The sequence below is a fragment of the Corynebacterium sp. HMSC064E08 genome (assembly GCF_001811805.1).
Classification (GTDB): domain Bacteria; phylum Actinomycetota; class Actinomycetes; order Mycobacteriales; family Mycobacteriaceae; genus Corynebacterium; species Corynebacterium jeikeium_D.
This window is the reverse complement of the sequence record NZ_KV806698.1, coordinates 216,684-242,693: the sequence shown is the minus strand read 5'-3', so window position 1 is coordinate 242,693 and position 26,010 is coordinate 216,684. Positions and strand designations below refer to the sequence as shown.

The 26,010-nt window shown below is 59.8% G+C and carries 18 protein-coding genes; 9 read left to right on the top strand and 9 right to left on the bottom strand.

The features are described from left to right. Positions 1-8: 8 nt before the first annotated feature. The 6 genes from HMPREF2820_RS04290 to HMPREF2820_RS04265 form a co-directional block, all read right to left on the bottom strand. Positions 9-788, bottom strand: a complete 780-nt coding sequence (locus HMPREF2820_RS04290) for a 16S rRNA (uracil(1498)-N(3))-methyltransferase (protein WP_070602952.1) — start codon at positions 786-788, stop codon at positions 9-11. A gap of 44 nt (positions 789-832) precedes the next feature. Continuing rightward, entirely contained in the window at positions 833-1,963 is a 1,131-nt protein-coding gene (gene dnaJ / locus HMPREF2820_RS04285; RefSeq protein WP_049170716.1) for a molecular chaperone DnaJ, read from the bottom strand. 2 nt (positions 1,964-1,965) lie between these two features. Then, entirely contained in the window at positions 1,966-3,003 is a 1,038-nt protein-coding gene (gene hrcA, locus HMPREF2820_RS04280; RefSeq protein ID WP_016423119.1) for a heat-inducible transcriptional repressor HrcA, read from the bottom strand. Positions 3,004-3,012: 9 nt separating this feature from the next. Continuing rightward, entirely contained in the window at positions 3,013-4,176 is a 1,164-nt protein-coding gene (gene hemW, locus HMPREF2820_RS04275; protein ID WP_070602950.1) for a radical SAM family heme chaperone HemW, read from the bottom strand. Then, complete coding sequence (locus tag HMPREF2820_RS04270; protein ID WP_246822213.1) at positions 4,173-4,946, bottom strand: hypothetical protein; 774 nt, start codon at positions 4,944-4,946, stop codon at positions 4,173-4,175. Before HMPREF2820_RS04270 ends, hemW begins: the two co-directional genes overlap by 4 nt. Before the next feature lie 118 nt (positions 4,947-5,064). Then, on the bottom strand, positions 5,065-6,897 hold the full coding sequence (locus HMPREF2820_RS04265) for an AMP-dependent synthetase/ligase (RefSeq protein ID WP_016423122.1): 1,833 nt from the start codon (positions 6,895-6,897) through the stop codon (positions 5,065-5,067). A gap of 154 nt (positions 6,898-7,051) precedes the next feature. Here HMPREF2820_RS04265 and malQ point away from each other — a divergent pair, with 154 nt between their 5' ends. Beyond that, on the top strand, positions 7,052-9,259 hold the full coding sequence (malQ, locus tag HMPREF2820_RS04260; RefSeq protein ID WP_070602948.1) for a 4-alpha-glucanotransferase: 2,208 nt from the start codon (positions 7,052-7,054) through the stop codon (positions 9,257-9,259). A 360-nt stretch (positions 9,260-9,619) separates the two neighbouring features. Here the strand turns inward: malQ and HMPREF2820_RS04255 are convergent, their stop codons facing one another. Together HMPREF2820_RS04255 and HMPREF2820_RS04250 are read right to left on the bottom strand one after the other, a co-directional pair. Further along, on the bottom strand, positions 9,620-9,835 hold the full coding sequence (locus HMPREF2820_RS04255; RefSeq protein WP_070602946.1) for a hypothetical protein: 216 nt from the start codon (positions 9,833-9,835) through the stop codon (positions 9,620-9,622). Between the two features lie 75 nt (positions 9,836-9,910). Then, the gene (locus HMPREF2820_RS04250; RefSeq protein ID WP_070602944.1) at positions 9,911-11,965 is read right to left on the bottom strand and encodes a M3 family metallopeptidase; all 2,055 of its coding nucleotides are present in this window, start codon (positions 11,963-11,965) and stop codon (positions 9,911-9,913) included. A gap of 108 nt (positions 11,966-12,073) precedes the next feature. On the opposite strand from HMPREF2820_RS04250, the gene HMPREF2820_RS04245 reads away from it, so the two are divergent. From HMPREF2820_RS04245 to HMPREF2820_RS04220, 6 genes are all read left to right on the top strand, one after another. After that, the gene (locus HMPREF2820_RS04245) at positions 12,074-13,348 is read left to right on the top strand and encodes a carboxylesterase family protein (RefSeq protein WP_070602942.1); all 1,275 of its coding nucleotides are present in this window, start codon (positions 12,074-12,076) and stop codon (positions 13,346-13,348) included. A 231-nt stretch (positions 13,349-13,579) separates the two neighbouring features. Further along, positions 13,580-14,068, top strand: a complete 489-nt coding sequence (locus HMPREF2820_RS04240) for a PH domain-containing protein (protein ID WP_070602940.1) — start codon at positions 13,580-13,582, stop codon at positions 14,066-14,068. Between the two features lie 60 nt (positions 14,069-14,128). Beyond that, positions 14,129-15,448, top strand: a complete 1,320-nt coding sequence (locus tag HMPREF2820_RS04235) for a PH domain-containing protein (protein ID WP_070602938.1) — start codon at positions 14,129-14,131, stop codon at positions 15,446-15,448. A gap of 108 nt (positions 15,449-15,556) precedes the next feature. Further along, positions 15,557-17,356 carry a maltose alpha-D-glucosyltransferase gene (treS, locus tag HMPREF2820_RS04230; RefSeq protein ID WP_070602936.1) on the top strand — a complete coding sequence of 600 codons (1,800 nt, stop codon included), beginning with the start codon at positions 15,557-15,559 and terminating at the stop codon, positions 17,354-17,356. Positions 17,357-17,388: 32 nt separating this feature from the next. After that, entirely contained in the window at positions 17,389-18,741 is a 1,353-nt protein-coding gene (locus HMPREF2820_RS04225) for a maltokinase N-terminal cap-like domain-containing protein (protein WP_070602935.1), read from the top strand. Positions 18,742-18,801: 60 nt separating this feature from the next. Next, the gene (locus HMPREF2820_RS04220; RefSeq protein WP_070602932.1) at positions 18,802-20,718 is read left to right on the top strand and encodes an ABC transporter ATP-binding protein; all 1,917 of its coding nucleotides are present in this window, start codon (positions 18,802-18,804) and stop codon (positions 20,716-20,718) included. Between the two features lie 54 nt (positions 20,719-20,772). Here the strand turns inward: HMPREF2820_RS04220 and HMPREF2820_RS04215 are convergent, their stop codons facing one another. Further along, complete coding sequence (locus HMPREF2820_RS04215; RefSeq protein ID WP_070602930.1) at positions 20,773-21,732, bottom strand: diacylglycerol kinase; 960 nt, start codon at positions 21,730-21,732, stop codon at positions 20,773-20,775. A gap of 224 nt (positions 21,733-21,956) precedes the next feature. Between HMPREF2820_RS04215 and HMPREF2820_RS04210 the strand changes: the two genes are divergently transcribed. Together HMPREF2820_RS04210 and HMPREF2820_RS04205 are read left to right on the top strand one after the other, a co-directional pair. Next, positions 21,957-23,651, top strand: a complete 1,695-nt coding sequence (locus HMPREF2820_RS04210) for an FAD-binding oxidoreductase (RefSeq protein WP_083308418.1) — start codon at positions 21,957-21,959, stop codon at positions 23,649-23,651. 684 nt (positions 23,652-24,335) lie between these two features. Next, entirely contained in the window at positions 24,336-25,919 is a 1,584-nt protein-coding gene (locus HMPREF2820_RS04205; protein WP_070602928.1) for a glycerol-3-phosphate dehydrogenase/oxidase, read from the top strand. Positions 25,920-26,010: the final 91 nt, after the last annotated feature.

Here is a 26,010-nt window from a genome sequence, read left to right as displayed (position 1 = left end):
CGTCTATCCTACTGACCAGGCGTGGGTGCGCCGCCCCAGCGCTTTGTCAACGGGCCCAGTGCGCAAAGAGCAGCAGCTCCCGCGAGGGCGCTGCGGAGAACTGTCGGGCCGAGTACTACCGAGCTAGCACCTGCGGCGCGGAAGGCCTCGAGTTCCCCAGGACTGACTCCCCCTTCTGGGCCGACGATGAAAAGAACCTTGTCAGCGTTTGCTGCCTGCGCGGCGAAGTCCACGAACGGAGCTGTTTCCTCCTCGTGCAAAACTGCTGCCACACCACCTGCTGATGTGGTTTCCCGGATGAGTTGCTCAATATCGGCGGAGCTATGCAGGTCCGCGACCGGCGGAATCCATGCACGACGAGCCTGCTTGGCTGCCTCGCGCGCAGTCGACTGCCACTTGGTGCGGGCCTTAGTGACCTTCGCGGTACCCTGCCATCGGGCTACACAATTCACGGCCGCCCAGGGGATAATCTCATCGACCCCGGCCTCGGTCATCATATCGACCGCAAGCTCAGCACGATCTGACTTCGGCAGCGCCTGCACCACAGTGACGTGCGGGCGCGGACGTGGACGTTCCTCAGCGGCAACCACACGAACGTGGACCTCACGAGGGTCTACGTGCATGAGCTGTGCTCGCACCACCTTGTCCGCACCATTGGCAAGAAGAATCTCCGAGCCCTCCTTCAGCCTGCGAACGCTGATGTGCTTTGCCTCCGACCCGAGGATTCGAATGATTTCTTCCGGGCGCGGCAGCTCGGTGAACTCACCGAGGAATACGGGCAAACTCATGTGTGCTTCACACTCACTGGAGGGGGCTTTGGGGATGGCGTGTTCTAACGGCGGCGGAATCGGGAGAAGAAACCGTTGCGCTCACTCGAGTCTGCCACCTTGGCATCATCATCGCGGTGCTCGCGTAGCTTCTCCAGCAGCTCGCGGGACTTGCGGTCCAGCTTCGTCGGCACCGTGACATCGACGTGTGCGACCACGTCGCCGTTGCCCTCGCCGCGCAGATGCGGCATGCCCTTACCCGACAGACGAATCTGCTCTGCCGGCTGGGTGCCCGAATCAACCTTGATGGTCATTGGTTCGCCGAGCAGGTCGTCGACCTCAAACTCGGTACCAAGTGCGGCATCAGCCATGGGCACCTGCACGTTAAAGTGCAGATCATCGCCCTCACGCTCGAATACAGGGTGCGGGTCCATGGCAACTTCCACGTAGAGGTCACCCGCCGGGCCACCGCCCGGACCGACCTCGCCCTGCCCTGCCATGCGAATACGCATGCCATCAGAGATACCTGCCGGAACGTTGACCGTCAGATCACGGCGAGCACGGACGCGGCCATCGCCACCGCAGTTGTTACACGGATCGGGGATGATCTCGCCGGTGCCCTCACAAGTCGGGCACGGCCGCGAGGTCATCACATTGCCCAGGAAGGAACGCTGGACCTGCTGAATCTCGCCAGTGCCATCACAGCTGGTACACATCTTCGGCTTGGATTTGGACTTCGAGCCAGTTCCCTCGCACTGCTCACACAGCACCGCGGTGTCCACCGTGATGGGCTTGCGGACACCGGTGAATGCCTCATCGAGGCCCAGCGAAATACGCAGCAGCGCATCTGCACCTGGCTGTACACGCGAGCGGCGCTGGCGGGTACCGCCGGCACCGCCGAAGAATGCTTCGAAGATATCGCCGACTCCGCCGCCACCGAAACCGCCGAAACCTCCGCCTGGCATACCGCCCTGCGGATTGAGAGGATCTCCTCCCATATCCACAATCCGGCGCTTTTCAGGATCCAGCAGGACCTCGTTCGCCTCAGATGCCTCACGGAACTTCTCCGCAGCTTCTTCATCACCCGGATTACGGTCTGGGTGGTACTTGAGCGCCAGCTTTCGGTACGCCTTCTTAATCTCAGCGTCCGTAGCGTCCTTCTCCACTCCGAGGATGCCGTAATAGTCGCGTGCCAACTTTAGCTACTTCCTTTCAATACCCGGCCAACGTACTGTGCAACAGCAGCAACCGAGGAAATTGTTCCCGGATAATCCATAAATGTGGGGCCAACTACGCCCATGCCACCCAAAATTTCGGTGCCGGTGCCATAGCCAGTTGAAACAACTGAGGTAGCGCGCAGCTCCTCGTCCTCGTTTTCCTCACCGATGGAAACGCGAACGTGGTGCAAATCCTGCGCGGCCGACAGCAGTTTCAGCACGACCACCTGTTCTTCGAGAGCTTCAAGAACCATGGGCAACGTAGAAGGTAAGCGACCGGCCATATTACCACGGGTCAAATTCGATGCCCCGGCCAGGATGAGTCTGTCATTCGGCTTCTCAATCAACGACTCCACCAGCACCGTCGAGCAGCGAATAAGCACATCCCGCAAATCACGCGGGGCGTTAGCCGCAAGATCGGAAATCGCAATCGACGCGTCGGCAAGCGTGTGCCCCGACATTGCACGGTTGAAATGCTCACGCAAGAGCGGCACGAGATCGGGATCCATCGGTGCTGGCAGCTCAACATTGCGCTGCTCCACGCGCCCGGTGTCAGTGATGACTACCAGCAACAATCGCGCGTCGGCGAGCTGGACAACCTCGCAGTGCCGGACGCGGGAGACCTCCAGCGTCGGTACCTGCACCACTGCGACCTGACGGGTTAGCTGGGCCAGCAGCTGCACACTGCGACGCAGAACGTCCTCCAAATCGACGCCGCCTTCGAGGAACTCGAGGATAGCTCGGCGCTCAGCCCGGGACAGCGGCTTAATCTGCGAAAGATTGTCCACAAAAAGGCGGTAGCCCTTCTCAGTCGGGATACGCCCGGACGATGCATGTTCCTGCTGGATATAGCCCTCGGCCTCCAGCACCGCCATGTCATTTCTAATGGTCGCCGAGGACACACCCAGATTGTGGCGCTCCACCAGAGCCTTCGAGCCGACTGGCTCCTGGGAAGCTACGTAATCCGAGACAATTGCCCGAAGAACTTCCTGCCTGCGCTTATCCGTCTGAGATGACATGCGGATAGTTTAACTAAGGATGTCAACAATTATTGCGTCGGCCAGCAAACGACCGCGATTGGTCAGCTGAATCCGCTGGCCACAATCGACGGAAACAAACTCCACCATGCCCGCTTCCGCTTGCCGACGTGCCTTGCCCAGCTCATCCTCTCCGAGCAGATTGGCATCGATACCCTCGGCCAAGCGGAGGCCCAGCATAATCTTCTCAGTGTGCCGATTCTCGGCCGTTAGCCCTTCTGAATCCTTAATCGGCAACTCTCCGCCGGAAATGGTCGCCGCGTAGCGAGCCGGATGCTTGACGTTGTAAAACCTCGTGCCATCCAGGTGCGAATGTGCACCGGGGCCCGCACCCCACCAATTTCCATCGCGCCAGTAGAGCATATTGTGACGACATTGGCCGCCCGGTTTTGCCCAGTTGGACACCTCGTACCAGGAAAAACCGGCTTGACTCAGTGCGGCATCGATGCGCTCGTAGCGGTCGGCGAGATCGTCGTCGTCAGGCATCGGCAGCTCACCGCGACGAACCTTACGCGCCATCGCGGTACCCGGTTCGACGATCAGCGAGTACGCCGAAACATGATCGACCTCCGTGGCCAGGACTGCCTCCAACGTCGTATCGAGGTTCGCCATCGACTCCCCTGGCGTGCCATAGATAACATCGAGGTTGATGTGCTCAAAACCGGCAGCGCGTGCCTCCGCCACTGCCGCCGCAGGACGCCCCGGCGTGTGCGTACGATCCAGAGTGGCCAGCACATGCGGCACAGCCGACTGCATGCCCAGACTCACCCGGGTAAACCCTGCCTCGGCCAAGCCTTCGAAAAACTCCGGGGAGGTCGACTCGGGATTCGACTCGGTGGTGACCTCGGCGTCGTCGGCAAGCCCAAAGCTGTTGCGCACACCGTCGAGCAGGCGACGAAGACCACTCGCCCCCAACATCGACGGCGTACCACCGCCGATAAACACGGTATCGGCGCCACGCGCGAGTTCGGGGTGCTTTACGACGGCCATCTCGAGCTCAGCCACGATGGCATCGAGGTAATCTCCCTGCGTTGCACCACTGCCCAGCTGACCTGGCGTATAGGTGTTGAAGTCACAGTAGCCACAACGGGTGGCGCAGAATGGGACGTGTAAGTAGACACCGAAGGAATCGGTGTGTGCGGAGGCTTCGCTCACGCATGCTCCTTGGCTCGACGTTGCTTGACGCGGCGGACAATTTCATCGATGCGGGCACGTTCCATCAGGAACTCCGGAGGCCTGCGGCCGCGCAGCGCATTGGCAACTGCCGGATGAGTCTCGGGAACAGCAACACACCAAGCGGCGGCCGCGGACAGTGCTCGGCGGCCAGACTGCGCGTAAAGCTGCGGAAGCACCACACTGCCGAGTTTCTCCACGCCTCGGATGTTTTCGGCGGAAACCCAGTCGGCGAGTTCCTCCAGGTAGGAGGCCACGGCATCGGAGCGAGCAATCATGGCCTGCGTGACCGTAGGGACTGCAACCGGATGCTTCAAAGGAGCCGGAATGAGCGACAATGACTGCACATCCGGCGACTTCGGTGCCGGATGCGGGTGTCGTCGCGGTGTCGAAGCGGAGGAAAGAGTACCGATGCGCCCCGAACGAATGCCAGAGGTAAACGCTTGGCGTAGACCATCAAGCTCACCAATCAGAGGGCGGCAGTCCTCAACGGCCTCGTCGACGATGTCAGCGAGCTCGAGGACACATTCGTCCACCAGCTCACGATCTACATCAGCAACCGCCTGAGCGAGGTGCTCGATGTGTTCGGCAACTTCGTCACCAATGTCGTAGAGCTCTTGGGTCACTTCGCGCAGGCGTAGCCGAGCATCGAAGTGGTTAATCATTGCCCGCCCTCCCACGACATCTTCGGTGTCGGTGACATCATTGCAGTTTTCCGCTTTCGAATATCGACGAATGTTGACGATTGCCAACTTTCGAAAACTGAAAACTCCTTAAAAATTTCTAGCGCCCCTCACCTTAATGGGGTGAGGGGCGCTAGCGCGGTAACAACACGCTGCCGTTTTCTATCGACGGCTGGCAGAACGTGAATTAACGCTGGTAGAGAGCCTCAATGTCACGCGAGTAGTTGTCCATGACAATGTTGCGCTTGACCTTCATGGTCGGGGTCAGCTCGCCGCTTTCCTCGGTGAAGTCACTGTCCAGAATATGGAACTTCTTAATGGCCTCTGCGTGAGAAACCAGCTCGTTAGCGGAGTTGACGGCGTCCTGAATCTCGGCGCGCAAAACTGCGCTGGAGGCAGCGAGTTCACGGATCGAGGTGTGCTCGGGGACGGAGTGCTCAATCTTCCACTTCTCCAGTGCCTCCTCATCGAGAGTGACCAACACGGAGACGAACGGACGACCATCGCCGATGACGACTGCCTGGGACACCAGCGGGTGCGCACGCATGCGGTCTTCCATCGGACCCGGCGCGACATTCTTACCACCTGCGGTGACAATGAGGTCCTTCTTGCGGCCGGTGATCTTCAGGTGGCCTTCTTCGGTCAGCTCACCGAGGTCACCAGTCTTAAACCATTCGCCGTCGATGAAGGCTTCCTTGGTAGCCTCTTCGTTCTTCCAGTAGCGGTCGAACACAACCGGACCACGCAGCAGAACTTCGCCATCATCAGCGATAGCGGCGGAACAGCCACCGACCGGACGACCGACGGTACCAATGATTTGCTCGCTCGGGTTGTTCACGGTGACGGCAGCCGTGGACTCAGTCAGACCGTAGCCTTCGTAGACAGGCACACCGAGACCACGGAAGAAGTGCCCGAGGTCAGAGGACAGAGCCGAACCACCGGAAATGGTGTACTGCACGGCCTCACCCATAGCTGCGCGAATTTTCGAGAACAGCAGGCGATCGTAGAGCTGGCGACGCAGCTTCAAGACACGCGACGGACCTGCCGGAGTATCCAGCGCCTTGGAGTACTCGATGGCGGTGGCCTCAGCACGCTCGAACATGGCCAGACCGAATGCGCCCTTCTCCTTAGCGGAGGCGTAGGCGGAGTCACGAACCTTCTCGAACACGCGCGGCACACCGAGAATCATGTGCGGACGGGAACGCTGGAACTCCAGGGTGACGGTCTTGGTATCAGCCCAGTGAGACTGGGTAGCACCGGAAATCATCGAAGCCAGGGACACTGCGTGAGCCAACACGTGCGCCAACGGCAGGAAGGTCAGAATGCGGTTACCCGGACGGGCAATCAGGCCAATCTCGTTGGTGAGGATGGCGCGGGCCTCCGCCAGCCAGTTGCTGTGCAGGAGCACGCAGCCCTTCGGACGACCAGTGGTACCGGAGGTGTAAATCACGGTTGCCAGGTCGTCGGCCTTGGTGTCCTTGATGCGGCGCTCGACCTCGTCGCCGTCAATGTCACGGCCTTCGTAGCTAATGGTGTCAGTAGCGGAAGCGTTAATCTCCAGTACACGACGCAGCTGAGACTCGCCCTCCGGGTTCTCGGTGCCCTTTTCGACCAGCAGAGGCTTCATGCGGTCGGTGTGCTCACGCGACTCAGTAAATGCGAAAACAGCACCGGAGTTTTCAATAATCCAACGAATTTGGCCAGACGAAGAAGAGCCGTAAATCGGGACAACAGCAGCGCCTGCCATCCAGATAGCGGTATTGATCAGGTTCCACTCGTAGCGAGTCTCACTGAGCAGCGCTACGCGGTCGCCCGGCTGCACACCGTTGGCAATTAGCCCCTTAGCGACCCCCTTTGCCTCGTCATAGAACTCCTGAGCGGTGACATTTACCCACTCAAAGTTCTTGGGGCGGGTGAAAAGCACCAGCTTCGGGCGCTTCTGCACCAGCTCCTGCAGCGAGGTAATAATCGTCTCGTCCTCGCCGATGACGTATTTCGCCTCGGTAGTATATTCACGCATCGAGTTACAAACCCCTACTTTCGGTAGTTCTGTCCGTCGTTGGTTTCGTTAGGAATCAACTTAGAACATCAAACCCTGCGCCGTTGTGATTTCAGTAAATATTTCGATAACGAAGTGATTTGCCTTACTGCTGGCAAAGTTTTTCTAAACTGGCATGATGGAAAGAGTGACACAGGCAGCTTCCAATCCTCCCCTTTCCTCTCCACTCGCCGACCTCGCTAAAGATGTCGGAGTTGGGGTTTCCTACTACTCCACCGAGGGCCAACTCGTGCACGTCTCTCGTGAGACAGTGCTAAAAACTCTCGCTGCTCTCGACATCGATTTGGGCCCAAATCCCAGTGATGCCGACATCAACGACGCCCGTCGTGAGTGGGCAGACGCGCAGTGGTCTCGCCTTCTCCCACCCGTGGTAGTTACCCGCCAGGGCATCTTCCACCGAGTCCTCGTTCACGTACCGCACGGCAGCAATGTCAGTGTGACTGTGAAACTGGAGGACGGCGCAGAATGGCCCTGCGCTCAGGTGCACCACTTGGTACCGCCACGCCAGGTCGGCGATGTGTTGATGGGAGAAGCCGCCTTCGCAATTCCAGAGGATCTGCCACTTGGTTGGCATCGCTTGCGCGCAGTCAACGACGACAACGTCGCTGAGTGCGATGTGGCCGTAACCCCCAACCGTCTCGCCACTGCCGACAAGTACGTGCAGAATCCTGCGCATGGTGTCATGGCGCAGCTGTACTCGGTACGCTCCAGCCGCAGCTGGGGCATCGGCGATTTCGCTACCCTCGGCGACTTGGCACAGGTCAGCGCTCAGCACGCGGGCTCTGATTTCGTCCTCATCAATCCGTTGCACGCCGCAGAGCCACTGCCTCCGGTAGAAGACTCGCCGTACCTGCCCACCACGCGCCGCTATGTCAATCCGCTGTACGCGCGCCCAGAGCTTATCGACGAGTTCGGGTACCTGGACAAGGACGAGGCCGATGAAGCCCGTGCGCTAGCGGACTCTTTCCACCAGCTCAATCACAGCCCTGATGAGATTGACCGCAACCCCATCTACGCTGCAAAGCTCAAGGTATTGCGGGCAATTCACAAGATCCCCCTGTCCAGCGCGCGCCAGGCGGAATTTGACCGTTGGCTGGAGGCCGAGGGCCGGGGCATTTACGACTACGCGTCGTGGTGCACCGAGCGTGAGCTCGCGGATCGCGCTGCTGCCCGCGATGCCACTTCCGATTCTGGTGCCGTAGCCGAGAACGATATCGAGTTGGTTCCACCGCTGGGCAACCACGCCAGTGTCGAATCTCTGCGGGAGGAAATCTTCCAGTTCCACCTCTGGGTGCAGTGGATCCTCGATCAGCAGCTCGGTCAGGCACAAGAGGCAGCCCTGGATGCGGGTATGCGCATCGGCATCATGGCCGACCTTGCCGTCGGCGTACACCCTGGCGGCGCGGATGCCGAGAACCTTGCGGATTGGCTCGCTCCTGCTATCTCTGTTGGCGCACCGCCAGACGGTTTTAACCAGCGCGGCCAAGACTGGTCGCAGCCGCCGTGGAACCCGCACAAGCTAGCCGAGGCCGGCTACCGCCCCTGGCGCGACATGCTGCGCACAATCCTTCGCCACGCAGGTGGCATTCGTGTTGACCACGTGCTGGGTATGTTCCGCCTCTGGGTCATGCCGCGGATGGAGTCCCCCGTCAATGGCACCTACCTGTACTTCGACCACGAGGCCATGGTCGGCATTCTCGCACTTGAGGCCGAGCTCGCTGGGGCCCTCGTCGTAGGTGAAGACCTGGGCACTTTCGAGCCGTGGGTGCAGGACTACCTGGCCTCGCGGGGCATCATGGGCACCTCGATTGTGTGGTTTGAATCCGAGGGCGACCAGCCGAAACCACCAAGCGCTTACCGCAGCCTGTGCCTGTCCTCCGTCACCACGCACGATCTGCCGCCGACGGCAGGCTACCTCGCAGGCGAGCACATCAAGCTACGGGAACGCCTGGGACTATTGCTTTCCGACGTCGCGGAGGAAGACCGCCGGGACTTCGAGTGGATTCGAAAGGTTCTGGGCGCTGCCAAGGAAGCCGGCTGCTTTGGTGACACGGCTGCGGCGGACATGGATGTTCATTCCCTTACCCGCGATAATCTGCCACCAATTGACGCACTGGTCACGGGGCTGCACCGCTTCCTCGACCAGACGCCATCCGCGCTGAAGTGTGAGGCCTTGGTGGACATGGTCGGCGATCGTCGTACCCAGAACCAGCCGGGCACGAGCCACGACCAATACCCGAACTGGTGCATTCCGCTAACCGATGCCGAGGGCAAGGCCGTGCTTGTCGAGGACCTGCCTCGCTTCCCCGGATTTAAGCGTTAATTGGTTCGAGAACGCTTAGTCCCTCATTTTTGCTGTTCACCGATCTTTCAAGTTATGTGCCCGGCACTAAAACCGAGGCTAAAACTGGAAATCGGTGACTGCACCAGCGATGAGGATGAGAAGAAGCAAAACGATTAGGGCAAGTAGGACCTTCGAGTGCCTCGACCGATGCATGCTAACTCAGCTCCCTACTGCGAAATATTTGCGAACTACCCAACTCTAGCCTGTTGGGCAAATTTCCTAATACTTTAAGACATACCTTAGGGCAGCGATAGCGACCCAACACTTAAAGGGGGGCTTGTCCCAGCTCAATTCACCGGGCCTCCCGGTGAGCTATCCGCAAGGCCACTACCTCATCGGCTAGCTCTCGCTGCCCGCTCCTCGACGCTCCTGCGAACGCTCCCGCCGATGCACCGACCTCTGCCACAGACGACCGCTGACAACATCGATTGCGCCAACGAGAACGAAAGCAACAAACCCTCCGACTACCAGCAGAACCGCGCATAGCACGCTGACCTGCGCAAGCAGTGGCAATTGGATAAGCCACTGCCCTACTCTGTCGAATGCTTCTGCCATGAGTGTCAACCTACCCTGCCGGTGACCGGAATAACTAGCGGGCTGCGGTCGCGGGGCTCGTCGTAAAGCGTGAAGCTAGGCATCAGTGCCCGACAGCCCGCGGCGTTCGAGGAGCGGCTGGATGTCCTTATCGCGACCTCGGAAGGCACGGTAGGCGGCCATGAAGTCGATGGCGCCACCACGGGAGAGAATCTCCTCGCGGAAGTGGCTGCCGCCGCTGATTGTGGCACCGCCGTTGTCGGTGAACCAACCGAAACCGTCCGCGTCGAGCACCTCTGCCCACAGGTAGGAGTAATAGCCCGCCGAGTAACCGCCGGCGAAGATGTGGTTGAAGTAGCGGGAGCGGTAACGCGGAGCCAGGTGGGGAACGTCGAGGCCGAGTTCGGCGAGTGCTTCCGCTTCGAAGGCATCAACATCAGTGACCTGAGCTGCTTCCTCCTCGGTGAGGCTGTGCCAGGCCAGATCGATGGCGCACGCGGCGAGGTACTCAACCGTGGCGAATCCCTCACCAGCGGTGCGGGCCTTCTTCACCGACTCGACTAGCTCGGCCGGGATCGGCTCACCGGTACGAACGTGGACGGCGTAATTGGCCAGAATGGACGGCTCAAGCGCCCAGTTCTCGTTAATCTGGGAGGGGAATTCCACGAAGTCGCGTGGGACGTTAGTGCCCGAGAAGGTCGGGTACGTGACGTCGGAAAGCAGACCGTGGAGGGCGTGCCCGAACTCGTGGAAAGCAGTGGTGACCTCGTCGAGCGTCAGTAGCACCGGGGTTCCCGGCTCGGTTTCGGCGATGTTCATCACGTTGACCACGACTGGCAGGCGCCCCAGCAGACGGGACTGGTTCCTAAACGAGCTCATCCATGCACCACCGCGCTTGGTCGGGCGCGAGAAGTAGTCCGTAATAATCAGGCCGATGGTCTCGCCTCCGCCCTGGCGTACCTCCCACACGGTCGTGCCCGGCGCGTATCCCTGCAGGTCCTCGCGCTTGACTACCTCGATGCCGTAGAGCTTGCGGGCAGCGTAGAACACGCCGTCTTCGATGACACGGTGCAGCTCGAAGTAGTTCTTGAGTTCCTCCGTGTCGACTGCGAATTCTTCCGCTTTACGACGGCGCTCCCAATACGGCCAGTCAGCGCCCGTGACCGTCTCATCGCCAGCCAGATCAGCGACCCGCTTGTACTCGCCTTCAGCATTCGCAATGGCAGCTGGCGCCAGGTCTGCAATGAGCTTCCGAGCAGCTTCTGCGGTGGTTGCCGTCTCCTTGGCAATGACGTAATCCGCATGCGTGTCGTAGCCGAGCAGCTTGGCACGGCGGGCACGCAGGCGCGCCATTTCCAGCACAATGTCGGAGTTGTCGAACTTGCCGGAGGCAGCACCCGCGCGCCCCAGTGAGGCTTCGTAGAGCTTGGCGCGAGTAGCCGGATTATCCAGGTCAGCCAGCTGTGCCGGAGTTGATGGTAGGTCCAGCGGAATCAGCCACGGCGCATCGGTGTCTGCCTTTTTCGCGTAGGCGGCGAAGGACGCAATGGCATCGTCGGAAAGCCCGGCGAGTTCCTCGCGGTCGTAGATTTCCACGGCGCGCGCGACGGTGTCCTTCAGCAGGTTTTCACCGAAAGCCGTGGAGAGCTCAGAGAGGCGGGAATTGATGCGGCTGAGCTCGGCTTTGTCCCCGTCGCTGAGGTCCGCACCGGCGCGCTGGAAGTCTTCGCGGACCTTCTTCAGCAGCAGCTTCGCCTCTTCCGGGTTGGCGGCATCGTCAACGCTGTCGATGGCATTGATGCGCTGCCACAGGTCACTGCGCATGCGAATCTGATCCAGGTGTGCAGTGAGCTGCGGGGCAATCTCGGCTTCAATTTCCATGCGGACATCGGTGGCGTCCGTACCGGCAACGTTGAAGAAATAAGCAGCAACGCGGTCCAGATCTTGGCCCGCCTTTTCCATTGCCTCGATGGTGTTAACAAAGGTCGGCGCCTCCGACGACGTGGCGATGGCGTCGATCTCGCGCGCATGGCTGCGCATTGCTTCGCTAAAGGCCTCGCGGACGTGGCTGTCATCGATTGCCGCAAAATCTGGCAATTCGCAGAACAATTCCGACGGTGTCAACAGTGGATTTCGTGCATCATTGGTCATAGTGAATTCAACTGTAGCGTGCTCGAGAAACCAGAGTGCGCCTACCGTCTGAAACAGGCTCCCCGCCGTTCTGGCAGGACCAACCGTGACGAGGAGGCGTTTTCCGCCATGACAGAGACGACTATTTCCGCTCCCTGTGGGAGGCTAACCGGCCGTATTCACGATGACGCAATACAAGTTTTCAATATCGATTACGCAGATGCTGCTCCGTTCGCCGCGTCGGCACCGGTGGCAGACGGCCCACAGTCGGGCACTCGGCGCTGTGAACCCGAGCGCGAATTAGTTCTCACCGTCACCGCACCGGCTGAGCCCGCGGACGCTTCCTATCCCGTATTGCTGTGGATCCACGGTGGTAGCTACGAGTTTGGGCATCCCTCCGAACCCTGGACGGACGCGACGGCCTTCGCACAGGCGGGCATCGTCACCGTTTCGCTTGGATACCGCAAGGGCCTCGAGGGCTTCTGGCGTGACAGTGAAACAGAGAACTACCGGGCCATTGATGACCTGTATCTGGGGCTGCAGTGGGCTCGTCGTAACGCGCCTGCCTTCGGCGGCGATATCGACAACATCACTATCTCGGGGCAATCGGCGGGTGCGGCGCTGGCGCTCACTCTCGCTGCCGACGAACGCACTCGCGGCCAGATCCAGCGCACCATCGCCATGTCGCCGGCCTTCTCGCTGCTGTCGGGCTCGCGTCTCCGCCGCACGTTGGCGGGCATCGGTGTGGGACGTGCGCCGTCCACCGACGTCTTTTCGCGTGCCGACGAACGCAGGGTCGCTCGAGCCCAGAAATTGGTGTCGGCATCCTCACCTTCGGATCCGGCAATTGGGCCTCGCTTTGACAGCTTTGCTCCCACACTGCCAACGATGGTGACTGCCACCAGCGAAGAGTTCTTCTCAGAACCGCCGGTTGTGGCGATGGACAAGTTGCCCATGCGGGAGTGGATGGCTCGGCGCTACGCCAAGGGGCATCGCGGCCACGGCGAATTTCCGGCCACCGCCTATGCCGAGCGCCCGATGGGGAATGTCATTTCTGACTCAGCGATTCGCTCATACGCTGTTAAAGTCGCCGAACGGTCCGTGGCGGCTGAGCTGGATGTGTGGGCGGCACAGTTCGAACCGGGAGAGGGGTTGGGCTATGCACCTGCTGGCCGCACCAGTGGCGCTCCGCACTGCATCGACATTGCACGCTTCTTCGGTATGAAAGAGCCCAACCATCCATTCCACCAAGTGGCGGTCGAGTTCATCCGCGAAGGCACCTCACACATGCCCCGCTACAACGACGACCGCAAGGTGACCACCTTTGCTGGCGCTAACGCCCAGGCAGTCGAGGACATTGCCATCGATGCGTGGGCGGCTCCGCGCCAGCTCTTTGGCGCATAAGGCATAAGGCGGGTGAGGCTTGCGCTGGTTAGCGCTGTGCTGTTGCGCTCAACAACTGAGCCCAGCGACTTAAGCTGGCAGAGTCTGCATGTACCGATAAATCTCTACGCAGACCAAAATGGTGATCAGCGTGATGAGTACTGCTATGAGTTTCCTGCGATCCATAGCCACCGTTCTTACCGAAGCACCAGGCCAGACGCAAGCTTTACCCTCTGTGTTTAACTGTTAACTATGGAGCCGCTTAATTTATTAGTCCCCGAGAATTCCGCGCTGCAGCCGGTCGACCCCGCGCTGGCTAAGGTGAAGCGAGTCGCGCATGCCGCTCCCCTGCTAGTTATCACGATTGCAGCCGTCGTCGCCGCTGTGATGTGGACTCCGTGGATGTGGTTGGGCGTCCTCGCCTGCGTGCTCTACTTCGCATATATCTACTGGCTCATCGGCCGCCGAGTTCGTGCCCACCGATACCTCGAAGAGGACAACGACTTCATTGTTGCGTCCGGACGCTGGTGGCGCTCGGTCACTGTTGTCCCTTACGGACGAATCCAGTTCATCGACATCGATGAAGGACCTCTCCTTCGACTATTCGGACTGGCAACGCTGAAGCTCAACACAGCATCGGCGAGCTCGGATGCAGCCGTCCACGGTTTGCCACGTGAAGAAGCGCTCGCCCTGCGCGCTCGTCTATCTCAGCGCGCCCACGACCGGATGGCGGGTCTCTAAATGAGGCATAGAGTTCATCCCCTATCTCCGCTGCTCAAAAGCTTTGCCACAATCGCTGCGGTGACTGCATTCGCAGTCGCGAATCAGTGGCAGTTGGCCGTTGCTGTCGTGACTCAGCTCTACGACTGGGCATGGCTCGGTCTCCTTGTCGGTACCGGTGCGGTCGCCATAATTATTGGTCTGATTGCATTTTTCTCATGGCTATCCTGGCGGTATACGTTCTACGAACTCACCGACGATGAGGTTCGCTACGGCTCCGGATGGCTACTGCGTTCTCGACGCGCGGCACGGCTCGACCGCGTGCAGGCGGTGGATATCAACCAACCATTGTTGGCGCGTATTTTCGGGCTCGCCGAAATTGTCATTGAAACAGCCGGCGGCTCCGATTCGCACTTCACAATCAAATACCTCACTCCCCCGCAGTGCGAACAGTTCCGCGCCGACGTGTTGGGTGAGGTAGAAAAGTTGGACACCGAACTGGCACATTCGCTTTACGACGGTGACACCCCTTCCGCGCCCCTAGACTCCAGCGCCCACATGTCCTCCCGCATGTCCGCCACAAAGACCATCTTTGGCCCGGTCGATGTCGGACGGCTGATTGCATCCGTGGCCATTGGACCCGGTCTTTTCGTCGGCATAGCTCTCATCCTCCTCGCCGTTGTCTCTGCGCTGTTCACCGACTTCATCGTGGAAATCCTCAGCGGAGTAACCATCACTACTCTGATTGTGATTGGCAGTTTCGCGCTCGGCCTTTTCGGAGTACTAAATCAGTCGTGGGATTTCACGCTGAAGGTGTCGTCGGAAAGCAGGCGTCTGGCGATTACCGCCGGACTGTTGTCGACGCGCGCCCAAACCATTCCGATTGATCGCATTCATGGCTTTAAAGTGGTGCAACCTCTCTGGTGGCGTCCGTGGAAATGGTCCCGCGCGGACGTTTCGGTGGCCGGCTATGGCCTGGACAGCACACAGTCGAACAACACACTGGTGCCAGTGGCACCGGCACCGGAGACGGACGCGATTGTCGATTACCTGATGACTGAGATTGCGGGACCGTCCTCCGCGGATGACCTGTTGGGCTCCTGGCAGACTCCACGCACGGCATGGTGGCTCAGCCCAATTGACTGGAAATTCCAAAAGGTGCAGGCCACGCGGCGGGGTCTTTTAGTGACAAAGGGCCGGTTCTGGCATACGCGGTTCATCGTTCCCTGGCAGCGTATTCAAGGACATACACTGATTATTTCTCCGCTGAAGAAAGCGGCGGGAGTGGCAAACGTGCGAATCGACATGGTGCCGGGAGCGGTCACTCCGGTGGCAACGGAGTTGAAGTTGGATGATGCGTACCAGCTCACCGCGCTGATTCAAGAACACAAGGCTGTTTAGAATGCTATTTAATGAGGTCTCCCAGGACGGCCGTCTCGCGCGGTCTTGTGGGATCTCGCAGGAAAACTCTCTCTGCAGGCTAGTGGCATAGTCATTACGCTGGGATGCATGACTATCGCCAAGGAAGATTACGAGTGGTACCGCAGCGCGGTGTTCTATGAGGTGCTCGTCCGGGCCTTCTTCGACTCCGACAACAACGGCTCCGGTGACCTCAAAGGGCTGACGGAGAAGCTCGATTATCTGCAATGGCTGGGCGTTGACTGCCTCTGGCTGCCGCCTTTCTACGACTCCCCGCTGCGCGACGGCGGTTACGATATCCGCGACTTCCGCGCCGTGCTCGACGAGTTTGGCACGGTCGAGGATTTTAAGGTGCTTCTCGACGAGGCCCATGCGCGCGGTATCCGCGTTATTACTGACCTGGTGATGAACCACACCTCCGATACCCATGAGTGGTTTCAGCAGTCGCGCACTGATCCGGATGGCCCCTACGGCGACTTTTATGTCTGGACTGATGACCCGGACACTTACTCGGGCGCACGCATTATCTTTGTCGATACCGAGGACTCCAACTGGACCTATGACCCGGTGCGTGGCCAGTACTACTGGCACCGTTTCTTCTCCCACCAGCCGGATTTGAACTATGACAATCCGGCGGTGCAGGAAGCGATGCTCGATGTGCTGCGCTTCTGGTCCGATCTCGGCATCGATGGCTTCCGCCTCGACGCTGTTCCCTACCTCTTCGAACGCGAAGGTACTAACTGCGAGAATCTGCCCGAGACCCACGCTTTTCTGAAGCGCTGCCGCAAGGTCATGGATGAGGAATACCCGGGTCGCGTCCTGCTGGCGGAGGCCAACCAGTGGCCCTCCGATGTGGTGGAATACTTCGGCGACCCGGAGGTCGGTGGCGACGAATGCCACATGGCTTTCCACTTCCCACTCATGCCACGCATTTTCATGGCGGTGCGCAAGCAGTCCCGCTTCCCCATCTCGGAGATCCTGGAGTCCACGCCAGAGATTCCGTCTTCGGCTCAGTGGGGCATTTTCCTGCGCAACCACGATGAGCTGACGCTGGAAATGGTCACCGATGCCGAGCGCGACTACATGTACGCCGAGTATGCGCACGATCCGCGGATGAAGGCCAACATCGGCATTCGCCGTCGTCTAGCGCCACTGCTGCAAAATGACCGCACACAGCTCGAGCTTTTCAATGCCCTGCTACTCTCCCTGCCGGGTTCGCCGGTGCTGTACTACGGGGACGAAATTGGTATGGGCGACAACATTTGGCTCGGTGACCGCGATGGCGTGCGCACACCGATGCAGTGGTCACCCGACCGCAACGCCGGGTTCTCCAAGGCCGACCCCGGTCGGCTCTATCTGCCGACCATTCAGGATGCGACCTACGGTTACCAGGCGGTCAATGTCGAGAACCAAGCGAGCTACTCCAATTCGCTGTTGAATTGGGTGCGTCGACTGATTCAGGTCCGCAAGCGCTATGAGGCTTTTGGCCTCGGTGATTTCCGCGAGCTGAATAGCGATACCGCCTCTGTTCTGACCTATCTGCGCACATACGGCGACGAAGTGCTGCTGTGCGTCAACAACCTGTCCTCTTACCCCGCGGCCGTCTCGCTGGATCTGTCCGAGTTCGCCGGCGCCACCCCGGTAGAGCTCACGGGTTCGGTTCCCTTCCCCACAATTGGCACTGATCCCTACCAGATCACGCTTCCTGGTCACGGTTTCTACTGGTTCGAAATCCAGTTGCCGCCAGAGACAAACCTCGAATCGAGCGCCTCCATGTCGGCGCCGACAATCCCGGTTGCGCAGGCGATATCGGACGCGCCGGTGACGTCATCACGCGAGCACTCAGGCACCGCCGCCGATGCCGTCACAAACGCCGATAATAAAGAGTGATCTTTTAAGTCCCGAAAGGCGAAAGAACTAAAATGACTATTCCCACCGCCGAATTCATTGCCGAAGAGCTGGCAGACACACTGGTCAAGATGCGCTTTTTCGCTGACAAGGTCTCTGACATCGACCACGTCGAGATCCTCGCGCTTGACCCCGTACTGCGCGACAATCCCGACAGCCCCGATGTCGATATCGCATTGGTGAGGGTGCACACCGCACATTCCGCACCGACCTATCAGCTGCCCATCGCTTGGGCGGAGGACGTCCCAGATGGCCACGAGCAGTCCCTGCTGGTTCGCGCCGAGGGCATCGTCGGCTACGACGCCCTGATTGATTCGGATGCCATCACAGCACTCGGCCAGAAGCTTTCCGACGAAGGCAAGCTCGGCCGCATGGAACTGCGACGTGTGCCGGGCTCTGAGCAGCTCCGACCGGAATCCGGCCGCCCCATGGGAGTCGAGCAGTCGAACACCTCGGTCATTTTCGACGACCGCGTGATGTGCAAGTTCTTCCGTCGCCTCTACCCCGGCACTAATGCCGATGTGGAGCTGCTGGCCGCACTCGCCCAGGCAGACTGCAAGTTCGTCCCTGAGCTCTACTCCTGGGTAGAGACCACCATTGGCGAAGACACCTACACCACCGCCATGCTGCAGGAATTCGCACCGAACTCGGTCGATGGCTGGGAGCTGGCTCTTGGCGCAGTGCGCGATGCCATCCGCGACAGTCAGACCCCGCTGGAAGATTTGGGCACCGACTTTACATCCGAAGCACGTGCGCTCGGCGAAGCAGTGGCCTCGGTACACAGCAGCCTCGCTGCCGCTGTTGCGGTAAAGGAGCGCCTGACCGGTGCGGAGCTGGTAGCCCCACTGCGAGCTCGCCTGGATTTCGTCGCTGGTGTTGTGCCGCAAATTGCTGAGGTCAAGGATAAAGCGCAGGCTATCTTCGATCGCGCGGAGGCTGCGGTTCCGGAAGGTGGTGCCGTCGTCCAGCGAATCCACGGTGATCTGCACTTGGGGCAGGTGTTGCGCACGCCGAGCTCTTGGCGCTTGATTGACTTCGAGGGCGAGCCGTCGCGCCCGTGGGAGGAGCGTCGTCTGCCGGATCACCGCCTACGCGATATCGCCGGCATGATTCGCTCCTTCGATTACGCCGCTCACTACCCGCTGCTGACCGGACGTGAGGACACCGAGGCAGCGACGGAGCGTGTTGAGCAGTGGGCTCGCCGCAATATCGATGCCTTCCTGGAAGGCTATGGCGACGCCAGCGACCCGGCACTACTGGAGGCGTTTGTGCTGGATAAAGCCATTTACGAGTGCCTTTACGAAGCTCAGAACCGCCCCAACTGGCTGCCGCTGCCGCTTGGTGCTGTGCGCTCGCTGTTAGGATAGGGCTTTTGTCGCAGTAATTTCATAGCGGGGAGTCCCCACCCCGCAAGATAGAGGTCTTTCGTGCGTCTGCTCAGCAGAATCCTGTCCACTACACGAGTGCTCTGGCCTTTCTATATCGGGGTCATCATCTGTTCGCTGGCCACCGCCGCCGCGTCGTTGATTAGCCCCTTCCTCATCCGCGATGCCACCGACGCCATCGTCGGCGCGGTATCCAGCGATGAAGGCTTGAGCCAGGCGGCGATGTCCGATACCACTCGCACGGTAATCTGGCTGGTCATCGGGCTGCTAATCGCAGATCTGACGCAAACCATCGTGCATAACATCGGTGGTTACCTGGGCGATGTGATGACTGCGCGCATGCGCGAGATTCTGTCGACCCGCTACTATGCAAAGCTGCTGTCGCTGCCGCAACGCTATTTCGACAGTCAGGTCACCGGCACAATTATCTCCCGCCTGGAACGCTCGATTACCAATATCACGCAGTTCCTCCAGGCGTTTTCCAACAACTTCTTCCCAATGCTGTTGACCGTCGGCGCGGTACTGGGCATCACCGCCTGGCACTACTGGCCACTGGCGGTGCTGTTGATTATCGTTTTCCCGGTCTACACCCTGCTGACCGCGCTGACCTCGAAGCGCTGGCAGAAGATTGAAGCGAAAAAGAACGAACAAATCGATATCGCCGGTGGCCGTTTTGCCGAGGTCATCGGCCAAGTCAAGGTTGTCCGCTCCTTCACTGCAGAGCTGCGCGAAATCGCTTTCTTTGGTTCCCGCTTCCGCCGCACCATCTCCCTGACCCGCGATCAGTCAACGTGGTGGCACCGCATGGATGCCCTTCGCGGGGGTATTTTGAACATCATCTTCGCAGGCATCTACCTGCTGCTTTTCCTGCGTACGCTGTCGGGAGAATTCTCCATCGGCACCATGGTCATGCTCATTCAGCTGATTAACATGGCGCGCCAACCAGTGACCATGATGAGCTTCCTGGTCGACGCTGCCCAACGCGCAGTCGCCGGTTCGCGCGATTACTTCAAGGTCATGGAGCTTACTCCAGAGACCCGCACGCAGCCGGAGCTGCTCAGTGCAGCGACCGCGAATAACGGCGACTTCGACTCCGCGTCCGTTGGTTCCACCGCAGACGCAGAGTCCGTCGACAGCGCCCACCGTTCCTCCCTGGAACGCGCAGCCGAACAGGAGGCAATTGGCGCTCCCATTGTCGACTTCGACGCAGTGGATTTTGCCTACGAAGAGGACAAGACGGTGCTCTCCAATGTCAGCTTCCAGGCATACTCAGGCCAGAAAATCGCCCTGGTCGGCGAGTCCGGTGGCGGCAAGTCCACCATCGTCAACTTGCTGCTCGGCTTCTACGCCCCGACCGCAGGCCGCTTGAGCGTTCTGGGGTCGGATGTCTCCGAAGTTTCCGGTTCCACTCTGCGCGCCGGCTCTGCCGTCGTGTTCCAGGACTCGTCACTGTTCTCCGGCACGATTCGGGAGAACATCGCCTACGGCAAACCCAACGCCACCGACGAAGAAATCATTGCCGCCGCGAAGAAGGCCAACGCCGACGACTTCATCCGCAGCTTCGCCGACGGCTACGACACCACTATCGGCGAGCGAGGTCTGAAGCTCTCGGGTGGCCAGAAGCAGCGCATCGCCATCGCGCGCGCAATTTTGAAGGATGCTCCCCTGCTCATCCTGGACGAAGCCACTTCGGCGCTGGACACCAAGGCCGAACGCGAAGTTCAGCGAGGCTTGGACAAGCTGATGGAGGGACGCACAACGGTTATCATCGCCCACCGCCTGTCCACGATTTCCGATGTGGACACCATCGTGACGCTGCGTGACGGTCACGTCGACGAGGTCGGCGCACCCGCAGCATTGGCGCAGACTGACGGTATCTACGCCGAGCTGCTACGTCTGACGGCTTCGGCCTCGGCGGCGGATCGTCTGCGCCTGAAGAAATACGGCATCAAGGGGTAACGCGCCGTCGTCAAGCATGCAGAAAACGCTTGACGACGGGCCCCCTGCGCCCTTTTACGGACGGGGAACGATGTAGCGGCCAGCGCCCGGAACAATTTCGACGGTAACCGGCATCGGGAACATGAGGTCGCCGTCAGCGTAGGCATTCATCTGGCGTGGCGGGCCGATGTATTCCACGTAAGCCTTCTTGGCGCGGTAGGTGCTGACCTCCCCGATTTTTTCAACGGTGCCGTCGAACACGGACTTGAAGGCCAGGGCGGCCTTGATGCGCCCGGCCTTGCCGATGACAGTGATATCCATCAGTCCGTCGGAGTGGTCTGCGGACGGGCAAATCTTCATCCCACCGCCATAAGAACGGGTGTTGCCGAAGGCGGCCAGCGTGATTGGATCTTCGAGAACCCGATCGTCATCCAGCGTGATGCGGAATGGCAGCGAGTGGAAAGCCAAGAACTCGCGGACGATAGCCAGGTTGTAGCGGTTGCGGCCATGCGGCCAGGTCATCTGATTGACGCGGTCGGAGACAATCGAGTCGAAGCCGGCACACATGATAGTGCCGAACCAGCGCTGCTCCCCTGCCTCATTGGTGATGCGGCCGAGGTCAGTGGTCGTCCAGAAGCCATCGGCGATAACGTGAGCGGCATCGCGAGCATTGCCACGCGGCAGATTGTATTCGCGGCCGTGGTCGTTTCCGGTGCCGGCCGGGATAATACCGAGGGGGATGCCGGTCTGTGCCTGCTCCTGCAGTGCGAGGTTAATCATGCCGTCGCCACCACAGACTGCCAGGGCATCAATTCGGCCGTCGGCGATGACCTCACGAATGAGCTTGCGGGCGTCGTCGGGGTTAGCACCTTGGAGAGCGATGACATCGATGCCGCGATCCGCGAACACCCGGCTCGCCCGGGCGGACGCAATCTGCGAGGCGCCATGACCCGCGTGGGGGTTAGTGACCAGAGCAAGGGTACGAATCTCAGTTGTTCCCAGCGGGTAGTTGAGGTCCTTGTCGTTAGCGTTCATCGAAGAAATACCTACTTTTACGTGGGCTTTTGACCGGTCAATACTGGCCTTTATGGGAGTGCGTTACCGCATCTAACTAAAGCTTACCAAGATTGATTGACATTTTTTGAGAAAACGTAACGTAATACCGCTATAATAAAAGATGTAAAGATGTGCTTCCGCGCAAGCTACAAATAATTCCGCAGTTCAGACTCGCAGCACCGATGCCCAAGGAGAAGCTCAGGATGTCTAACAAGCTCACGATTCCGTATCGCATGCGCTGGTGGGGCTGGGGTGTTGACGGCAACGACAAGCCAATCACCGCGGCCAGCGAGAAGCTACTGCAGCGCGAAATCGGTATGTCGTTGGACGCAAACAACCCGCCGCGCAACATCGCCGACGTCACCATTCCCGATAGCCGCCTCAGCGCCGAGGATATCGAAGCCCTGGGCGCTATTGTAGGCGCGGATGCCGTCGCCACCGACCACGACACCCGCGTCAAACACGCGGTCGGCCGGTCCTACCCCGACCTGGTTCGCCTTCGCGCAGCCAAGCTCGATGTCGCCCCAGATGCTGTTGTACTACCGAAAACTGAAAAGCATATCGAGGACCTGCTCAAGGTATGCGCTAAGCGCAAGATTGTAGTCGTCCCCTTCGGTGGCGGCACCTCGGTCGTAGGCGGCGTGGAGGCTGTTGACGGAGGCATGGGTAAGGCCATCGCAGTGTCCATGACCGCCTTTAACAAGATCATCGACATCGACAAAGTCGCTGGCACTGTCACCGCCCAGACCGGCGTTTTCGGCCCCGACCTGGAAAAAGAGCTGTCCAAGGCCGGCTTCACCGCAGGTCACTTCCCGCAGTCCTTCGAGTACTCCACTGTCGGCGGTTGGGTTTCCTGCCGCTCGGCAGGCCAGGAATCCTCTGGTTACGGTCGTATCGACCGCAACGTGATTGGCATGCGCGTCGTCACGCCAGCCGGCACCATGGAATTCCGCGACATGCCGTCGTCGGCATCCGGCCCGAACCCGCGTGAGCTTTTCCTGGGTTCGGAGGGCACCCTGGGCATCATCACGCATGTGACGATTGCCCTGAATCAGCGTCCGCAAAAGGAGATGCTCTTCGACACCTACTTCTTCAACTCCTTTGAAGAAGCCGCCGAGGAGCTGCGCAAGCTGGAGCAGAGCGGCAATATCCCGCACCTAGCGCGCATCTCCGACGAGAAGGAGACGCTGTTCGGCCTCACTCAGCTCGGCTCTGCCAGCATGTCCGAGAAGGTCACAAAGTACCTGAAGCTGCGTGGCATCGACACCCCGTGCATGGTGATTTTTGGCTTCGCGCAGACTGATCCGGTCGGCGCCCGCGTCACCCGTGAGCGCCTGGCCGCTCGCCTGCTGACCAAGAAGTGCGTCCGCATGGGCTCCATCCCCGGTATGGCTTGGGTTAACCACCGCTTCTCCTCGCCGTACCTGCGCGATGTCATGATGACTCGCCGCGTCGGCGTCGACACCCTGGAGACCGCCACCACCTGGGATAACGCCGCTACACTGCGCCGCGAGATCGCCTCCGCAATGGAAGCCGCTGGCGAGAAGCACGGCACCCCGGTGTACGTCTTCTGCCACATCTCGCACATGTACGAATCCGGCTGCTCGCTGTACTTCACGTACTTCTTCCGCGAGACCGAGGGCGAGATCCTCCAGCAGTGGATGGACATCAAGACTGCGGCGTCGGAGGCCATGATGAACTTCGGCGGCACCATCACGCACCACCATGGCATTGGCCAGGATCACAGCCCGCAGTACTACGAGGAGAACACCGAGTTGTTCGCCAAGGTCATGCGCGCAATTAAGGACGAACTCGACCCGGCTGGCATCCTCAACCCGGGCAAGTTGGCTACCGGTCCGCGCTCCCTGGAAGAGCGTTACGACGGCAACATGATCTAACCCTGTCGCCGCCAGCTTCGGCCCAACCGCTATTTGCTGCTGAACACGGCAAACCCGGCCTGTCTAGCCGCCAGCCTCGGTTAGCGAGCTAGACTGACCAGTTCACTGGCGTAGATTTCTGGCGACGTTGGGCCGTCATAAATAAACAGTGAAACGTAATCGTCAAGGGTAAAAGATTCGAGTGCTGCGATCATTGTCGCTGTCGCTTCTTCCTAGAATTCCAAGCGAGAATGCTCGGATGGTGGGATGGGTCGGCTCAATCGGTGCGATTTCGTCCGTGCGACCGCAAACAGCGTGGCGTTTTACATGCCTATGCGCGTCTTTTTAGTTACGACCTGTCTGGGGCGGCACGGACTGGAGACAGCAGCAACACATCTGCAGCGATGGTGCAATAGCGGCGAAAGCTCGGTTCATGGACTCAGAGCGGTTGGACGCTGGGTGCATAGCCATCGAGGTGTCTCCTTCCTTGTGATCCCCGGGATATGATTCGCAACTAAGAAAGACTTCTTGAATCAATATCCGTGCCGGTCGTTGATAATGAACAACTTAGTCTATTTCTAATTGCCTTGCAATGGGTTACGCCCCGAAATAGTTCACGCTCACTACGCACTCCACAACTTCATCACGTACGCCAGATCGTTTCATCACTATTACCGTCTTCGGGAAAGTCGAGGAAGAAAAACTATGACTGCCACGCACGCTCCTCAGCGCGATCGCTCAGCTGCGGTTTTGAACAAGGCTCGTCGGCAAGCGGACTTGAATCGTCTGCGCGAAGAAACCGCTAAGGGCAACATCCCCGATCTGCTGGTCATCGGCGCCGGTATCACTGGTGTCGGCATCGCTTTAGATGCAGCATCGAGGGGTTTGAATACCGTTCTCGTCGAATCGAAGGATCTAGCTTTCGGTACCTCTCGTTGGTCGTCGAAGCTCGCCCACGGCGGCCTGCGCTACCTTGCCAGCGGCAATGTCGGTATCGCTCGCCGCTCAGCTATTGAACGTGGTGCGCTGCTCGACGTCACCGCTCCGCACCTGGTGCATAACCTGCCGCAGGTCGTACCGGTGATGGATAAGTTTGCACCGCTGACCCGAATTTTGCCACGGTTAGGCTTTTTGGCCGGTGACTTTTTGCGCATTATCGCTGGTACCTCCGCCACTACCCTGCCGCTGTCCCGCACTGTCGGTTCCCGCCGAGTCAGCCAGCTTTCGCCGACCGTACGTAAGCGCGAGGTGAGATTCGGCTACGTCAACTACGACGGTCAGCTGCGTGACGACGCACGCTTGGTCACCGCTATCGCTCGAACTGCCGCTAGCTACGGTGCAACTATTCTGACCCGGGTGCGCTGCGAGACTGCCTCTGGCACGAGCGCCACACTAGTCGACGAGCTCACTGGCGATTCCTTCGAGCTGCCGGCTCACGCTGTGGTCAATGCCACTGGTGTGTGGGCAGCCGGACTGGCGACGAACATCAAGATTCGCCCATCTCGCGGCACACACCTGGTTCTCGACGCCGCGAAGCTAGGCAACCCTACCGGCTCTCTCACGGTACCGGTGCCCGGTCACACCAACCGTTTCTGTTTTGTCCTGCCCGCAGAGCACAACCGCGTCTACATTGGCCTGACAGATGAGGATGCACCGGGCCCGATCCCGGATGTTCCGGAAGTACCGGAGGATGACATCGCTTTTCTGCTCGATGTCATCAACCAGGCACTCGAGGTTCCGCTCACTCGCGACGATGTCATCGGCGCTTTCGCCGGCCTGCGTCCACTCATCGACGCCGGCGAGGCACACACCGCTGACCTCTCTCGCGAACACGCCTTGTTGGAGGCCCCGAACGGCCTGATTTCCATTACTGGTGGCAAGCTCACCGAGTACCGTCTTATGGCTGAGCAAACCGTGGACAAGGTCGAAGAGAAGCTCGGTGTTTCGCTTGCCCCGTGCTCCACCCGCACGATCCCTGTGCTGGGCTCCGAGCCGGAGGAGCTCGACCGCGCTCGCACCGCTGCCGCTGCAGGCCGTATCCCGATGCCGCTGTTTAATCGCTACGGTGCCGAATCCTTCGAGCTCATCGAATCCTGTCCGCTCGATCGACCGCTCGCCCCGGTAGCGGAGGGTCTCGATGTCACCCGCGCCGAGTTCGCCTGGCATGTGACGCACGAGGGAGCTCTCAGTGTCGACGATATTCTCGATCGCCGCACACGCCTGGGGCTGGTCAAGGCTGATCGCGAAGCTGCCCTGCCAGCTGCTGAGGAGGCACTGAGGCTGGCCTAGCGCTGGTCATTGCTGTGGCTGCTTCTGATGCGGCCGTAGCTACTGGATAAAACGGGGAGTCTTCGGACTTCCCGCTTTTTCTGTATACACG

Coding starts and splice junctions, on each gene's coding strand:
- HMPREF2820_RS04215 (WP_070602930.1), bottom strand. CDS start 21,732: ATGAACGCTAACGACAAGGACCTCAACTACCCGCTGGGAACAACTGAG.
- HMPREF2820_RS04255 (WP_070602946.1), bottom strand. CDS start 9,835: ATGGCAGAAGCATTCGACAGAGTAGGGCAGTGGCTTATCCAATTGCCA.
- hrcA (WP_016423119.1), bottom strand. CDS start 3,003: ATGTCATCTCAGACGGATAAGCGCAGGCAGGAAGTTCTTCGGGCAATT.
- HMPREF2820_RS04250 (WP_070602944.1), bottom strand. CDS start 11,965: ATGACCAATGATGCACGAAATCCACTGTTGACACCGTCGGAATTGTTC.
- HMPREF2820_RS04290 (WP_070602952.1), bottom strand. CDS start 788: ATGAGTTTGCCCGTATTCCTCGGTGAGTTCACCGAGCTGCCGCGCCCG.
- HMPREF2820_RS04265 (WP_016423122.1), bottom strand. CDS start 6,897: ATGCGTGAATATACTACCGAGGCGAAATACGTCATCGGCGAGGACGAG.
- treS (WP_070602936.1), top strand. CDS start 15,557: ATGACTATCGCCAAGGAAGATTACGAGTGGTACCGCAGCGCGGTGTTC.
- HMPREF2820_RS04210 (WP_083308418.1), top strand. CDS start 21,957: ATGTCTAACAAGCTCACGATTCCGTATCGCATGCGCTGGTGGGGCTGG.
- malQ (WP_070602948.1), top strand. CDS start 7,052: ATGATGGAAAGAGTGACACAGGCAGCTTCCAATCCTCCCCTTTCCTCT.
- HMPREF2820_RS04240 (WP_070602940.1), top strand. CDS start 13,580: ATGGAGCCGCTTAATTTATTAGTCCCCGAGAATTCCGCGCTGCAGCCG.
- HMPREF2820_RS04225 (WP_070602935.1), top strand. CDS start 17,389: ATGACTATTCCCACCGCCGAATTCATTGCCGAAGAGCTGGCAGACACA.
- HMPREF2820_RS04245 (WP_070602942.1), top strand. CDS start 12,074: ATGACAGAGACGACTATTTCCGCTCCCTGTGGGAGGCTAACCGGCCGT.
- HMPREF2820_RS04205 (WP_070602928.1), top strand. CDS start 24,336: ATGACTGCCACGCACGCTCCTCAGCGCGATCGCTCAGCTGCGGTTTTG.